Annotated in this window: 14 protein-coding genes; 3 read left to right on the top strand and 11 right to left on the bottom strand. The window is 71.1% G+C overall.

Annotation, left to right across the window (positions count from 1 at the left end):
* Positions 1–80: 80 nt before the first annotated feature.
* The 3 genes from P3T34_RS02330 to P3T34_RS02320 all read right to left on the bottom strand — a co-directional run bounded on the left by P3T34_RS02330 (position 81) and on the right by P3T34_RS02320 (position 3,651).
* The gene (locus P3T34_RS02330; protein WP_280664268.1) at positions 81–2,624 is read right to left on the bottom strand and encodes a LuxR C-terminal-related transcriptional regulator; all 2,544 of its coding nucleotides are present in this window, start codon (positions 2,622–2,624) and stop codon (positions 81–83) included.
* Positions 2,625–2,856: 232 nt separating this feature from the next.
* Positions 2,857–3,147, bottom strand: coding sequence for an SHOCT domain-containing protein (locus tag P3T34_RS02325; RefSeq protein ID WP_280664267.1), 291 nt, complete (start codon positions 3,145–3,147; stop codon positions 2,857–2,859).
* A gap of 51 nt (positions 3,148–3,198) precedes the next feature.
* Positions 3,199–3,651, bottom strand: coding sequence for a DUF6325 family protein (locus P3T34_RS02320; protein ID WP_280664266.1), 453 nt, complete (start codon positions 3,649–3,651; stop codon positions 3,199–3,201).
* 316 nt (positions 3,652–3,967) lie between these two features.
* Here P3T34_RS02320 and P3T34_RS02315 point away from each other — a divergent pair, with 316 nt between their 5' ends.
* Positions 3,968–5,269, top strand: coding sequence for a hypothetical protein (locus P3T34_RS02315; protein ID WP_280664265.1), 1,302 nt, complete (start codon positions 3,968–3,970; stop codon positions 5,267–5,269).
* A gap of 31 nt (positions 5,270–5,300) precedes the next feature.
* Here the strand turns inward: P3T34_RS02315 and P3T34_RS02310 are convergent, their stop codons facing one another.
* From P3T34_RS02310 to P3T34_RS02300, 3 genes are all read right to left on the bottom strand, one after another.
* Positions 5,301–5,699 carry an SHOCT domain-containing protein gene (locus P3T34_RS02310; protein ID WP_280664264.1) on the bottom strand — a complete coding sequence of 133 codons (399 nt, stop codon included), beginning with the start codon at positions 5,697–5,699 and terminating at the stop codon, positions 5,301–5,303.
* Between the two features lie 195 nt (positions 5,700–5,894).
* Positions 5,895–6,416: a hypothetical protein gene (locus P3T34_RS02305; protein WP_348534609.1), complete on the bottom strand. Its 522-nt coding sequence runs from the start codon at positions 6,414–6,416 to the stop codon at positions 5,895–5,897.
* Between the two features lie 137 nt (positions 6,417–6,553).
* Positions 6,554–6,985 carry a hypothetical protein gene (locus tag P3T34_RS02300; RefSeq protein WP_280664263.1) on the bottom strand — a complete coding sequence of 144 codons (432 nt, stop codon included), beginning with the start codon at positions 6,983–6,985 and terminating at the stop codon, positions 6,554–6,556.
* A 314-nt stretch (positions 6,986–7,299) separates the two neighbouring features.
* On the opposite strand from P3T34_RS02300, the gene P3T34_RS02295 reads away from it, so the two are divergent.
* Entirely contained in the window at positions 7,300–7,506 is a 207-nt protein-coding gene (locus tag P3T34_RS02295; protein ID WP_280664262.1) for a DUF3040 domain-containing protein, read from the top strand.
* A gap of 57 nt (positions 7,507–7,563) precedes the next feature.
* Here P3T34_RS02295 and P3T34_RS02290 read toward each other — a convergent pair whose 3' ends face one another.
* Both P3T34_RS02290 and P3T34_RS02285 read right to left on the bottom strand, forming a co-directional pair.
* Positions 7,564–8,133, bottom strand: a complete 570-nt coding sequence (locus tag P3T34_RS02290; protein ID WP_280664261.1) for a phosphatase PAP2 family protein — start codon at positions 8,131–8,133, stop codon at positions 7,564–7,566.
* Positions 8,126–9,481 carry a diacylglycerol kinase family protein gene (locus P3T34_RS02285; protein ID WP_280664260.1) on the bottom strand — a complete coding sequence of 452 codons (1,356 nt, stop codon included), beginning with the start codon at positions 9,479–9,481 and terminating at the stop codon, positions 8,126–8,128. The genes P3T34_RS02290 and P3T34_RS02285 overlap by 8 nt, the downstream gene beginning before the upstream one ends.
* A gap of 186 nt (positions 9,482–9,667) precedes the next feature.
* On the opposite strand from P3T34_RS02285, the gene P3T34_RS02280 reads away from it, so the two are divergent.
* Positions 9,668–9,955 carry an amphi-Trp domain-containing protein gene (locus P3T34_RS02280; RefSeq protein ID WP_280664259.1) on the top strand — a complete coding sequence of 96 codons (288 nt, stop codon included), beginning with the start codon at positions 9,668–9,670 and terminating at the stop codon, positions 9,953–9,955.
* Between the two features lie 54 nt (positions 9,956–10,009).
* Here the strand turns inward: P3T34_RS02280 and P3T34_RS02275 are convergent, their stop codons facing one another.
* The 3 genes from P3T34_RS02275 to P3T34_RS02265 form a co-directional block, all read right to left on the bottom strand.
* Positions 10,010–10,933 (bottom strand): hypothetical protein, encoded by a 924-nt coding sequence (locus P3T34_RS02275; protein ID WP_280664258.1) that lies wholly within the window; start codon positions 10,931–10,933, stop codon positions 10,010–10,012.
* Between the two features lie 210 nt (positions 10,934–11,143).
* Positions 11,144–11,575 carry a hypothetical protein gene (locus P3T34_RS02270; protein ID WP_280664257.1) on the bottom strand — a complete coding sequence of 144 codons (432 nt, stop codon included), beginning with the start codon at positions 11,573–11,575 and terminating at the stop codon, positions 11,144–11,146.
* A gap of 259 nt (positions 11,576–11,834) precedes the next feature.
* Positions 11,835–13,175 carry an RICIN domain-containing protein gene (locus tag P3T34_RS02265; protein ID WP_280664256.1) on the bottom strand — a complete coding sequence of 447 codons (1,341 nt, stop codon included), beginning with the start codon at positions 13,173–13,175 and terminating at the stop codon, positions 11,835–11,837.
* Between the last annotated feature and the right edge of the window lie 96 nt (positions 13,176–13,271).

Below are 13,271 nucleotides of genomic sequence, written 5' to 3'. Positions count from 1 at the left end.
GACTGCTCTCTGCTGCCATCGTCCGCCCAGTCCGCCGTGCGCGGCATCGCCCGGTTCGGGCGACACGCCGCCCCGCGCAGTCACAGAATTCCGAGATCCTGGGCCCGGTGGACGGCTTCGCTGCGGCGGGTGACGGAGAGTTTGCGGTAGATGCTTTTCAGGTGGGTCTTGACCGTGTTCGCCGAGACGTACAGTTCGGCGGCGATCTCATCAGTGGAGAGCATTCGCGCGGCCTGGCGCAACACCTCGCTCTCCCGCTCGCTCAGTGGCTCCATCGCAGAGGGCGACTGTCCGTTGCTCCGCGCGCCCGGACTCCCCAGCAGATGTGCGGGCAACCAGTCGTGCGTACGGGCCAGTCGGGGGTTCTGGCGGAGCAGTCGGCGGACCCAGGGACCGCTCTCGACGAACACCCGGCGCAGCTTCTCGGGCCGGGCGCACGCGAGAGCCTCGAACAGGAAGCGCTGTGCCTCGTCGGTGGAACTGTTCTGCGCGGCTGCCTGCGCCTGGAGCAGGCACGCCTGGGTCCGGATGGTGGCCGTGACGTCCATGCGGGGGGAAAGGCCGGCCAGCGTCTCCATCGCCTGATCGCTGTGGCCGGCCGCCAGCATCGCGCGGGCCCGGGCCACGGTGTGCTCTGGTCGGTCGGACGCCGAAGCGTCCAGGATGTCGAGGGCTGCGCCCGGGTCACCGTGCGCCAGCTGGGCCCATGACTCGGCGATGGCCAGCTCGTCGGCCGTCCACTCGGGCAGGTACAGCGGGGCCGCAGTCGCGCCGACCGCGTGGATTACGGCCAGCGCTCCCTCCCAGTCGCCCTCGGCCGTCGCCAGCCTGGCGGCGATGACGGCTGCCGTCACCTCGGCGACGGGCTCGGGCATCGGTCCATCGGGTGCGGTCGACAGATCGAGCTGGGTGCGGGCATTCCTGAGGTCGTCGTGCTCGGTTGCCACACCTGCCAGGACGAGGTGGTCAAGACCGGTTCGGCGTTCCCGCGACAGGACGGACCGCTCGGCGACGATGCCGGAGCCTCGCGCGTGCTGTTCGGCCTGCCGCAACCGTCCTCGCAACAGCTCGACCAGGGCCAGCGACCCCAGCGCATCGCAGAGCGGGTACTCCGTCCCCGGGCCGTCGCACGCCTCGACAGCGGCGGTGAGCCCGGTCCCGGCGCGGTCGAGATGACCGGCGGCGAGCTCCGCCACACCCAGGCCGGTCAGCACCATCGCGCGGATCTCGGGATGCTGCCCCAGCACGGCTGCTGGGAGTGCGTGCAGCAGCTGATCGGCCGCCGCGGCCGCCTTCTCGGTGGCCTTCAGGTCGTGGGCGAGCCGCCCCGCGAGGACGCCAACGAGTTCGCGACTGAGCCGGGACGCCGGCCCGGCGGCGTCGGTCAACTGCTTGTCCGCCTGACGCAGCCCGGCTGTGCAACCGTCGAGATCCCGTTCGACGAGTCGGCACGCCGCCATCACCAGGGCCGGAGCCGCACCTGTCAGGTCGGTCGGCATGGCGGCGAGGGTGCGGCGCAGCTGCTCCGACTCAAGGCCGGTGAAGAGCCGGCCGATCGCCATGTTGCCGACCAGCTGGTCGGCCGCGAACTGCCAGTCGCCGGCCGCCGCTGCCTGCGTGACGGCGTCGGTGAGCCGTCCGGCCCCGGCGAGCCAGCGCGCCGCCCGCTCGTGCAGGACGGGTTCCAGGCCGGGGCAGCGGTGCCGCAGATGCGCGCGCAGGACTTCGGCGAACAGGGGATGCAGGCGATACCAGTTTGTTCCGTCGACCTGTTCCAGGAAGGCGTTGGCGCGGGCGAGTCCGGCCAGCGTCCCGTCGGCATCGTCACGGCCGGTCAGCGAGTCCGCGAGTTCGGGGTGGATTCGGTCCGTGATGCAGGTGCGCAGCAGCAGGTCCTGGGTGGGCGGTGGCTGCGCGTCGAGTACCTCGGTGAGCAGGTAGTCGGCGATCGTCGTGCGGTCGGCGGCGAACTCGCGGACGAACGCTTCGGGATCGGCAGTCTGCTGCATCGCCAGCGCGCACAGGCGCAGGCCGGCCGCCCACCCGTCCGTGCGGTCGAGCAGCAGCCGGAGTCCCGCCTCCGAGATCTCCAGCCCGTGCCTCTGCAGTAGCACCGTGGCCTGCGGCCTGGTGAACCTCAGGTCCGCGTTGCGGATCTCGGTGATCTCTCCGGCCGCCCGGTAGCGGTGCAGCGGTAGTAAGGGGTCCGTCCGGCCGGTCAGCACCAGACGCAGACCGTCGGCGGCGTGGTGGAGCACGAACTGCAGACCCTCGGTGATCTCGCGCCCGCAGGCCGTGTCGACCTGGTCGAGCACCAGCACCACGGGCTCCGCGGATTCGGCCAGCCCCCCGGCGAGCCGCACCAGGAACGACTGGTCCACCCCCTCGGCGCGGGTGGGCCTGCCCACCTCCGCCGGCAGCTTCACGTCGTGCCGGGCGAGCGCCTCCAGCGCGTAGGCCCAGAAGGTGCCGGGGGCGTCGCCGGGCTCAACGGTCAGCCACACGGTCGCCGGCGGCGCCAGGCCTGCGGTGACCCAGTCGGCGGTGAGCACCGTCTTGCCCGCACCGGCCGGGCCGTTGACCAGGGTGAGCGGGTGCTCCATCGCGGCTGTCAGACGTGTCATGAGCTCGGGGCGGTGGACGACAGTGTGCGGCACCCTTGGGACGGCGAACCTGGCGGCGAGCATCGGGTCGCCGGACGGCGAGAGAACGCGTCGATTCGGCGCTTCGGGGGGAGCAGGGTCTACGCGGTTCTGCATGTGGGTCACCGCGGTTCATGAGAGTGGGACCTGCGATCGGTCGACAGTTCCACTGAACTCCCATGCACCGGTGATCACCACTTGCGATGACCTTGGTTCAGGAGCCGAGGAGGCGCGCCTTCTGGGCGGCGAACTCGGCCTCCGTGAGGACTCCCTGTTCCTTGAGCGCGGCCAGCTCCTTGAGCTGGGAGATCGTGTCACCCGTCGACCCGGCTGAGGCCGCTGCGGCGGTCGCCGGCGGGGCAGCGGCCGGTGCGGACGGCTGGGCTTGTTGGTAGTCCTGCTGCGCCCAGCGGCCGGCTTGGCGGCGTGAGACGCGGTTGGAGACGGCGGTGGCCGTTCCGGCAACGACGGCCGTGCGGGCGACACCGCGCAGAAGTCCGGGCATGGCTTACTCCTCTGGACGGCCTCCGGGGGAGACCGGGCTGGGACTGGACGATCAGGTGAGGGCCTCCGTGGCCTCCAGTGCATTCAGGGCCTCGATGACGTCCTGGACCGGGATCCGGCCGCCGGCTACCAGCTGGGCACCGCTGCGGCGCAGGGCGGCGGCCAGGGGTGCGGCCCACAGGTTCTCGTAGAGCAGGACGGCGGCAGAGTCCCCGGGCTTGAGGAGGGAAGCAGCTTCAGCGGCATCCTCCTCGCTCAGCAGACCGGAGGACGACCCTTCGAAGACGGTGAGGTCGAGCAGTCCGTCTCCGGTCACGTCGGCCAGTTCAAGGCCGGTGACGGAGCCGTCCTGCTCCCTTTTCACGAAGGTCAGGTCGAGAATGCGGATGATGCCGCGGTCGACCAGGTCCACGAGCAGGGGCAGTCCCTCGCCGGTCAGGTGGCTGCCGGGGAACTCGATGACCAGGTAGTCGATCGGGCCGACGTCGTTCAGTTCGTTGCTCACGACGGCTCCTGATGGTGCGTCGGGAAGGATGGCTGCGTTCTTGGGCTATCGGGTAACTGCGAAGTTAGCCCGCAGGCGGTGGCACCGGATCACCCTCCGGGGGTGACCTCGCCGGCAGCGCCGTGCCGACACCTTCGAGGGGCGAGTTGCCGAGGATCAGGACGAGACGGATCACCCGTCTGGAGCAGTCGGCCACCCGATTGGGGCCTCTCTGGTCGTGCGGGGGCGGTGTCTCGGATCTGCTGCGTTGGAGAGGCTCGGCACTCGGACCTCGGCGGTTGAACCGGCGCCTCCCGCCGGAAGGGAGCCAACACCCATGTCGTCCACCGAGCCGGGGCCGTCCGAGTCGCCGAACGACCGGGAGCTGGACGAGATGCGCCGGCGCATCGCCCAGCTCGAGGCGTCGACCGAACCCCGTAAGGAGCACCACCGGCTGCGGATCTTCGGCGCGACCGTGCTGATCGTCGTCGCGTCCGTGCTGTCGCTGCTCGCGGTGATCGCGGTGTGGACGCACGACGTGGCCACCGACACGAACCGGTTCGTGGCGGCCCTGGCGCCGCTGGCCCACAACCCCGACGTGCAGGGCGCCGTCGCCGACCGCGTCACCAACAGCGTGGTGCAGCAGATCGACGTCGCCGGGGTGGTGAACCAGCTCTCCACGGCTGCCGCCGACCAGGGCGTGCCGCCACGGCTTGCCCAACTGGTCAACGGCCTGAGCGGCCCCCTCTCCAGTGCACTGACCGATCTCATTCACGGCGCGGCTGAGCGGGTGGTGACCAGCGAGGCTTTCGCGACCGTGTGGGAGCAGGCGCTGCGCGCCGGACACTCCACGATGAACAAGGCGCTGACGGGTGAGGGCGGCGGCGTGGTGCAGTTGACCAACAACGAGGTGACCGTCGACATCGCACCGGCCGTGCAGCAGGTGAAGGCGCAACTGGTCGACGCCGGCTTCGCCCCGGCCGCCAGGATCCCGGATATCCACACCGACTTCGTCATTTTCTCCTCCCCCGACCTCGCCAAGATCAAGAGCGCATTCCGTCTGCTTGGGATCCTGGGCGACTGGCTGCCCGTCGTCGCGGTGCTCGTCGCCGCAGCGGGGGTGTTCACCGCGGTCAGCCGGCGCCGGGCGCTGATCGGGGCGTCCCTGGGCATCGCGGCGGCGATGCTGCTGCTCGGCATCACGCTGGCCGTCTTCCGCTCCTACTTCCTCGACCATCTGCCGTCGGATGCCTCACCCGCCGCGGCCGGGGCCGTCTTCGACGCCCTGGTGGTGTTCCTGCGCCAAGCAGTGCGGGCGGTGGGCGTGCTCGCCGTCCTGGTCGCTCTCGGGGCCTTCCTCACGGGCCCTTCCCGCGCCGCCGCGGCCACCCGCCGGATCGCGGGCAGCGGCATGGCCGGTGCGCGCTCGGCGGCGGACTCCGTAGGTTTCCGGGCGGGGCCGGTGGAGCCGTTCGTGCGCAGGTGGAAGCGGTGGATCGGGATTGCGATCCTGCTCGTCGCCGCCGTCGTCTTCGTGTTCTGGGCCCACCCGACGGCCATTGTCGTCTTCTGGTTCGCCGTGGCGGTGCTGGCTGCCTTCGCCGTCCGGGAGTTCCTCGCCCCGAGCGTCCCGGCGTAGACGGCCACCAAGCACGCGTGTCAGCCGGGTGTCACTCCAGCACGAGGGCCTTGGCCCGCTCGTACTCCTCCGGTGTGATGTCGCCGTTCTGACGCAGGTCGGCCAGGTGCTTCAGTTCGTCCACCGGACTGGCCTTCGCGGTGGCCTCGGTGCCGGCGGCGTCGCGGACGGCGGCGCGGAACTCCTGCTCGCTCTGCTGCGCCTGCGCCATCTCCCGCTGGCCCATGCCCTTGCCTCGGGCGATCAGGTACACGAACACTCCCAGGAAGGGCAGGATGATCACGAACACCGACCAGCCGGCCTTGCCCCAGCCGTTCACCGTGTCGTCGCGGAAGAGATCCGCGAAGACACGGAAGAGCAGCATGATCCACACCACCCACAGGAAGATCCACATGGTGGTGAAGAAGATGTTCAGCAGCGGATAGTTCATCACGCGCCTCCCTGTCGGCGATGATCACCCGGATCGCGGCCAGGCGGCGCCTGGCCCGCGGAGCCGCCGTCACCACCGTCCAGCAGTTGTGCGTGCCGACGTATCCAGAACCACCGTGCGCCGCCACCGGTAGGCAACGCACCACCCCTGGCGGGTGATGCTGCCGTCAGCGGCGGGCAAGGGACGGCCGCTTCGTCAGTGGCCCAGCGCGGCCTTGGCCGCCACGATCACCAGCCCGAGCACCAGGTTGACCGCGCCCTCGATGAGGGCCTCGCGACGCGACGCACTGGCATGCATGGCACCGATGTAGGCCCAGCTGACCTGCTGGGCCACGGCGACCAGCAGGGCGAGCCAGCCGGTGGCGGTGAGGCTCAACCCCAGGAGCGGACTGATGGCCACCACGGCCGCCGGCAGCACGGCCGCTTCGGTGATCGACCACTCACTTCGCCCGACCTGGCGCACCTCGGGCCAGGTGATGAGGCGGCCGACCGACCTCTCGCCCGCCAGGCGCGCATACACGTGGGCGACCCAGAAGACCAGCCCGGTGACGAGCAGCAGCACGACCGTCTCGAAGCGGGGGAACTTGCCGGCCGTACCCGACGCGGCGATCACGGAGGCAGCCAGAAGTGATCCGTAGACGGCTCCGGCGTAGTCGGTACGGGACGGCGCAGGACCGCCCCGGCGGGGCCTGTGCAGCCACGGGATGATCTGCCTCACCGGCTCACCGTACCGGCGCCCGGGCGGTGGCCCAGGTACGCCACGCGTACTGGGCACTGGCCGGGGGCTGTCCGCAGACGGGTCCGCTCAGGCGGTCCACGCTGATCGTGGGCCCGGACGGTGACCCGGGCGCACGATCAGATTTCGCCGGGCTCTTTGGTCGTTCCGGCGCAGAGCGCCCAGATGACGAAGATGTCGATGGCGATCAACACGATTGCCCAGAAGGGGTAGTAGGGCAGCCAGAGGAAGTTGGCGAGCATGGCGAGACCGGCGACGACGACACCCACGACCCGTGCCCACGCGGCGCCGCCGAAGAGGGCCATGCCGGCGACGACGAGGATGACGCCCAGGGCGAGGTGCACCCAGCCCCAGCCGGTGGTGTTGAAGCTGTATGAGTAGTGGCGCGTGACGACGACTAAATCGTCCTTGGCGATGGCGGCGATTCCCTCGAATATCGTCATCGTGCCACCGAAGATCATCATCGCTGCGGCGAAAACGGTCCATCCGGTGGCGAAGGGTCGTCGGGTGGTCTGGGCGCCCGTCGGCGCTCCACTGGTGCTGCTGGCCATGTCCGGGCTCCTTCGGAACTTGGTCCGCCCAGTCGGGCGGCCGGTGGACACCTACCGTTCCAGGCTGGCATGGCGAGAGCCGGGCAGCGCGCTGAGTGGCCGGGGCCGGTCCCGTGAAGATGTCGACGGCGGGTGCCCGGGCTGTCCGCTGATGCCTGCGCGGGCCTGCTGCCCGGGTCCCGTGCGTTCGCCGTCCCGCAGGCCGGCACGAGCGGGCGTAGCGTAGGGATGCCAGGCCGTTCCGACGCCTGCTCCTCGCAACCCGGACCAACTCTCTGGCGTGTGGAGCGGCCGGACGCCAGGAGGTATCCCGGATGACTCTTTCACTGCGCGATCAGCAGATCCTCGCCGTCATCGAGCGCGAGTTCGCCGACCGTGATCCACGCCTCGCCCGTCAGCTGACGTCCTTCCGCAACCCCAGGCCGTTCTGGCGAAGGGCCGTTGGAGTCCTGCTGCGCCGCGGCAACCCCGATAGCCAGGAGACGGAGAACACGACCGGCAGCGACGGCCAGGACTACTGACCATGGACGCCCGGGACCGGGACCGTGGCCGCTGGAGCGCTACCGGGGCCGGGCTGCTCACAGGCCTGGGGTCTGAGGTGCCCAGCGATGCGCGGCGGCCGACACGGCGGCTGCGCAGGCGACGCCGATCATGATCCCGGCCGCGACGTCGCCCGGGTAGTGGACTCCGGTGTGGACACGGGAGTAGCCGACCACGCAGGCGAGTGCGCCGAGCGGTACGGCGACTTCGGGCAGTTCGGATCCGGCGGCGGTGGCGAAGGCGACCGCCGCCGCAGTGTGCCCGGAGGGGAAGGAGGCGGAGCTGGGCATCGGAACGTGGCGCTCGGTACTGCTTCCGGCCGCCGCTCGGTCCGGTCGCGGGCGCCGGACCAGCTGCTTGGCCACCAGGTTCGTGCTGGCCGAGGCGACGCCGACGGCAGCCACACCGAGTAGCGCCGCGCGCCTCGCACGCCCGGGGCGGAGGGCGAGCAGTCCGGCCGCGGTCAGGGAGAGCTTGGAGTGGTCGGCTGCGGCGGACAGGCGTCGCAGGCCCCGGTCAAGTGCGGGGGTCCGGGTCGCGGCCACCGCGGCGTAGACGGCGCTGTCGACGGCCATGAGATCGCGCCGCACCGCACGGAACTTATCCATCGGCACGCTCCGGCGTGCTCGCCACCGACGGCGACCGGTGGAGGGCCAGCGAGAGGATCTCGCGCCAGCCCGGGGGCGGGGCGGTCGCTGCTGATCCCGGCCGGTGCCTGGGAACCAGGACCCGCAACGCTCTCGGGCGGATGCTGCAGGTGACCGGGGTGGGCAGGCTCAGCGCCTCGCCGTCGACGGCAACCGGGATACTGTCCGCGTCCGCGACCACGGTGACCGTGGGGGCGGTGAGGACGTGCAGAGCGGAACCTTGGGCACCGCGGAGCACGAGCTCCGCCGCCTGGGCGGCGTTGCGTACGCGGACTCCGACGACCCCCAGGGTCCCGCGGTCCAGCCGGGGTCTGCGGCCGCCCGCAGCCGCGGGCTGAGGCACTGTGTAGGGGTTGTTGCTGATCAGGAGCGCCTGCTGGGCCTCCAACCGGGTGCCACCCGCCAGCGCGTCCAACGGGCGGCCGGAGTACCCGAGCAGGAGGTCGGGCAGCGCGTCCAGTGCGGTGGGGGCCTTGGCCTCCCGGTAATCGGGGCGTTGCACGATCTGCGCGTACACCCCGAAGGAGACCGTGTTGACGAACGCCCGGCCGGCGACCATACCCAGGTCGACACGGAGTTCCTCGCCGTCGCTGAGTGCGTCCAGGCACCGGGCTGGGACCTCGCGGTCCAGGCCGAGGTCCATGGCGAAGTGGTTGCGGGTGCCGGCGGAGATCACCAGGAACGGGAGGTCGTGCTCGGCGGCGACCGCGGCGACCAGGGCCTGGGTGCCGTCGCCGCCGGCGACCCCGAGCAGGTCGGCGCCGTCGGCCACGGCGCGTCGGGCGATCGCCTCGACGTCCTCGTGGGTGGAGGTGTCCAGCAGTACGACCCGGGCGCCGAGTGCCTCGGCCTTCTCCACCAGCCCGAAGCGGCCGACCTTGCCGCCCCCGGCCTTCGGATTCATGATCAGCACCGGATGCTCGGGCGGGGAGGACGGGCCCGCCCGCATGCCGCGCGGCCGTCGCATCACGCGCACTGCCGACCCAGCGACAGTGAGGGCGACTCCCCACAGCGCGACCGCGGTGAGGGCGCCCGGCCACAGGCCTGCCCAGGAGTAGAGCGCTACAAGGGCCACGGGCGCACCCACCGCGAGCAGCGCTCCGACGACCCGCATCGCGCCGTGGTGCGACAGCGCCCACCAGGTCCCGGCCGCTGTCACCGCCGCGCAGGCCGCTCCCAGTGCGAGGACCAGCAAGCCTCCCCGGCCCTCTACGGCCAGCAGCGCTACCAGTGAGCCCAGAAGGCAGAGCAGCGCGAGCCGGGCCAACAGACGTGCGTGCGCAACTGTCCGGGAATCGGTCGACGCCACGTGTTGCTCCCTCCGATTCTGTTGATGATGCCTCGACAGGCCCTGCCGCGGAGCTCACCGCGCCGCAACGGTGGTCGTCGACGCCGGTGGTGCCTCGCGGCCGCGGCCGGCATCAGCGGATGCCGGGAGTGGCTGCGAGGCGCAACACTTGGACCTACCTGATGTTCCTGCCGGTGGGAGGCACCGATGAAGGATCTCAAGTTCGAGCAGAAGGAGTCGCTGTCGCGACTCGAGGCCGCGGACAGGCTTTCGGCCCTCGCGGCCGCGCTGCGGCACGGCGGCAATGCCGAGCTGGACCTCGGCCCCGGGACGTTGAGCCTGCGGATCCCCGAGGAGCTCCACAGCGAGATCGAGATCGAGGTCGGCGACGGGCAGATCGAACTCGAGGTCGAGCTCAAGTGGCCGAGCGGGCAGGCCGATGCGGCCCCACCCCACTCGGCGGCGGGCCCGCCGGACGCGTCCGCACCGGGCTGACGCCTGGTGCCGGCGAGGTCCGGCCGCTGCGGAGCGCTCCGATGTGTGCTGCCGTCACTGTCGGCGGCGGTACCAGAGCGCCGTGTCGATCGCGGCGGCGGCGAACAGGATGAGCACCGCCAGCCACCACTGGCTGCCGAAGTCGTTCAGGTCGGTGAGGAGCACCATCAGCAGTGTCCCTGCCGACAGCAGGCACACGACCAGGGTACGGACGGCCACCAACAGTGCGCCCGGACGCAGCGCGAACCGCTCCTCGACGGCTGGTCCGGCCGCCCGATCACGGTCCAGCGCGAAGTACGCGGCGGTCCGGCGGGCAAGCCGACCGGTTGCTCGCCGGTACATCTCCCCGCAGGCCGGAACCCACACGAAGGGCAGCACCAGGCCGACGAGAACCAGCGCGCCGATACCCGCCCATCCGGCGGCCCTGCGCAGTCGCCCGCGTGGTTGGTCCTCGGGGGCCAGCAGCCCGAGTAGGTAGGCCTGCCGCCTGACGGTGTCCCACCACCCTGCCCGGACACCGGCTCCAGGGGAGGCCTTCGAGGCCTCTCGCAGCCCCGACTCCGCTGCGACGAGGTCGGCGTACACGCCCTGGATCACCAGCAGATCGGCTGCCAGTGCCCGGTCGCGCGGGTCGCGGCCAGCCAGTGCGGAGAGTTCGAGGAGCATCCTCAGTTGGGCCAGTAGCGCTGCACAGAATGCGATCGGCAGCAGCAGCATGAAAGGTCCGCCGAGGAACGCTCCTTCCACGACCGACCGGTGGACCCCCGTTCGGATCACCCGAGCTGCCGGATCAGGGGCGTCCGCGGGTGCTGTGGCGTGCGGATCGCGCAGGTCTGTCGCGGTCTGGGCCGCCTGGTCTCCGAGGAACTCCACGGCGAACACGGCCATCAGCTCCGGCATGTGCCGCGGATCGGCGCGGACGGTGCGCAGCAGTCGCCTCGTCGAGCCGGCTGGCCCGGGCCGGTCACGCTCATCCATGATTCGCACCTCCGGCGCGTCCATGGCGACCAGGGCCGCGATCCGCGTGAGGATCAGGTTGTCCGCCGGCAGCCCGCACCGGCGGAGGCTCTGGACGAGGCCGAGCAGTACCCCACCTGGATCGCAGCCACGCCTCGGCTTCAACTGCTGTCGGGGCAACCGGGGCTGTGCAAATCCAGCTGTGCGCCCGGACGGTGACCGGGCGCACCGTCAGATCTCGCCGGGCTCTCTGGTCATTCCGGCGCAGAGCGCCCAGATGACGAAGATGTCGATGGCGATCAACACGATTGCCCAGAACGGGTAGTAGGGCAGCCAGAGGAAGTTGGCGAGCATCGCGAGACCGGCGAGGGCGATACCCACGATGCGCGCCCACACGGCGCCGCCGAAGAGGGCCACGCCCGTAAGGACGACGAGGACGCCCAGGATGAGGTGCACCCAGCCCCAGCCGGTGGTGTTGAAGCTGTATGAGTAGTGGCGCGTGAGGATGACCAGATCGTCCTTGGCGATTGCGGCGATTCCCTCGAATATCGCCATCGCGCCACCAAAGATCATCATCGCTGCGGCAAAGAAGGTCCATCCGGTGGCGAATGGGCGCCGGCTGGCCTGGGCGCCTGCCGGCGCTCCACTGGTGTTGCTGGCCATATCTGGGCTCCTTCGAACGGTCTGCCGCCAGGTCGGTCGGCCGGCGGACAATTCCCATTCCAGGCTGGCACAGCGGGAGGCGGGCAGCGCGCTGAGCGGCCAGAGGCTGGTTCACCGGCGCAGCCGACCGTGACGACCGCATTCGCCGCTTCGCCGCTTCTCCGCTGCTGGCGATGGTTGCGCCCGGTTCGGTCCGGTCAAGCTCCTGGGGACGCCGATCCTGATGTCGTGCTGACAGATCATCGCCGGGCGACGGCGTTCAGCCTCGTTTGAAGAGTTCGGCCGCGCTCTGGTCGCAGGGGAGCAACTGGATCGCCGTGCCGCCGTTCACCGCGCCCGCGCACAGTTTGGCCTGCGCGGAGTAGAGCATGCCGCTGGTGAGGGAGAAGTGCTGCGCCGGGTTGCCGCTGCAGCGCGCGACCTGCACGACCGTGCCGGGAGCGGTGCTGCCCCAGGCGGCGTCCATGCAGAGGCCGTTGGTCTGGATCGTGCCGTCGGAGGTGGCGGCCCACTTCTGGGTCGCGGTGCCGTTGCACGCCGACAGGATCAGCGGTGTGCCGTCCGTGCCCGCTGAACCGCTGAGGCACTTGCCGGCGCCGGAGTTCACCAGCGTGGCCGCGGCCGCGGTCCCGGTCGCCGCGCCCGTGGCCGGCGCGCTGTTCGTCGGCTTCGAGGCTGCGGCTGCCTGAGTGCCGGAGGCCTGGGCCGCAGGCGCGGAGGGCGATGAGGAGCCGTTCAGCGCGAGAACGACGGCACCGCCCACCAGGCAGGCGAGGACCCCGGCCGCGATGGTGACCCACGGGCGGGCGAACAGCTGCTCGCGCAGGCGGTTTTCGGGTGCGCTCCTGCCGACCGGGGGGCTTACGGGATCGGGGTCGACTTCCTCGTGGGCAGGCGCGTCCACTGCCGAGTTCAGCCGGCGTGCCACGGGCTCGTCCAGAAGGCCGGTGTCCACGACACCGGTTGCGTCAATGGTGAAGCGCCACCGCGGATGGTCGACCCGGCCGAGGACGACCACCGACCACCGACCCTCCGGATCCTCGGCCAGCCGGTAGAGGGACTCGCGGTCGCGGCCGCCGGGTAGACCGGTCAGCAGGGCCACTCCGCCTGTCTCGTCGCCCAGTTCGGCCTCGCCGTCGGCCAGCGGCGGTGCCTCGGCCGATCCGAACCGCTCCGCGGGGCCGGGCTTGAACCCCATCCGGACCACCCGCACCTCCCGTGACCATGGGCTCGCGGTGAGCTCGTGGGTCCAGTCCTCGGCCAGGGCCCTCGCCTGCCGGGCGTCGCCTTCCAGGCTGATGATGCCGCCGGCCTGGCTGAGGTTGAGCAGAACGAAGCCCTTGCTGGTGTCACCGAGTGAGACCAGCCGCGGGTACGGCTCCGTCAGCGACTCCGCCACACTCTCGTTCTGCAGCCGGCGCAGTGGCGCATGCCAGGTCCGGCCGCCTTGCTCGGCGGTCCACCCGGTGGGGGGCCGCTCGTCGGGGGTCCGCAGGCGGAGCCAGACGGTGTCGGGGCCGACGACGACGGCGTGGGCCACCGGAACGGCGCGGTTCTCGCGGTCGCAGGCGGTGGCCAGGACGCGCACGATCCGGTCCACGGTCCACAGGCCGTGATCGGCGCGCGGGCCTGGTCCCGATCGCGGCTCGGCCTTTCGCGACCTGCGGATCCGGGCAAGCCAGTCACCGCGGCGATG

The sequence above is a fragment of the Kitasatospora sp. MAP12-44 genome, assembly GCF_029892095.1.
In the GTDB taxonomy this organism is placed as follows: Bacteria; Actinomycetota; Actinomycetes; order Streptomycetales; family Streptomycetaceae; genus Kitasatospora.
The sequence above is the reverse complement of the archived record's forward strand: the minus strand, read 5'-3'. Positions and strand labels throughout refer to the sequence as shown.